We start from the raw sequence: 816 nt of genomic DNA on the forward strand, positions 1-816 counted from the left end.
CGCCGCCGAGCGCCTTGCCGAGGGTGCCGGTGATGATGTCGACGCGGTCCATCACCCCGTGCAGTTCTGGAGTGCCGCGGCCGCCGGGGCCGACGAAGCCGACGGCGTGCGAGTCGTCGACCATGACCATGGCGCCGTGCCGGTCGGCGAGGTCGCAGATCTCGGCCAGGGGGGCCACGTAGCCGTCCATGGAGAAGACGCCGTCGGTGACGATCAGCGTGCGACGGGCGCCGCCCTCGGCGGCCTCCTTCAGCTGGCGCTCCAGGTCGGCCATGTCGCGGTTGGCGTAGCGGAAGCGGCGGGCCTTGGACAGCCGGATGCCGTCGATGATCGACGCGTGGTTCAGCGCGTCGGAGATCACCGCGTCCTCGGGGCCGAGCAGCGTCTCGAAGACGCCGCCGTTGGCGTCGAAGCAGGAGGAGTACAGGATCGTGTCCTCCTGGCCGAGGAACGCCGAGAGGCGCGCCTCCAGCTCCTTGTGCACCTCCTGGGTGCCGCAGATGAAGCGGACGGACGCCATGCCGTAGCCCCAGCGGTCCAGGGCCTCGTGGGCGGCGGCGATCACCTCGGGGTNNCAGAAGTTGAGCACCTCGCCGGGGCGGCCGCCGGCGGTGACGTTCACGGTGGCGGACTGGGGGGTGCCGATGACGCGCTCGGGCTTGTGCAGGCCGGCGGCGCGGATCTCGTCGAGGGTGGCGCGCAGGTCGTCGCGCACGGAGTCGAACATCTCGGAAGCTCCTTGGAAGGCAGATGGCTGACGCGGTCGGCTTACGCGGTCCAGTCGAGGATGACCTTGCCGCCCTTGCCGCCGGCGGC

1 protein-coding gene is annotated in these 816 nt (G+C 71.3%); it reads right to left on the reverse strand.

What is annotated here, in order from left to right:
• A partial coding sequence (locus CCN29_RS32035; protein ID WP_143661433.1) for an aminotransferase class I/II-fold pyridoxal phosphate-dependent enzyme occupies positions 1 to 727 on the reverse strand: 727 nt, incomplete at its 3' end.
• Positions 728 to 816: the final 89 nt, after the last annotated feature.

This window comes from Streptomyces pseudogriseolus (assembly GCA_002154585.1).
Taxonomy (GTDB): domain Bacteria; phylum Actinomycetota; class Actinomycetes; order Streptomycetales; family Streptomycetaceae; genus Streptomyces; species Streptomyces pseudogriseolus.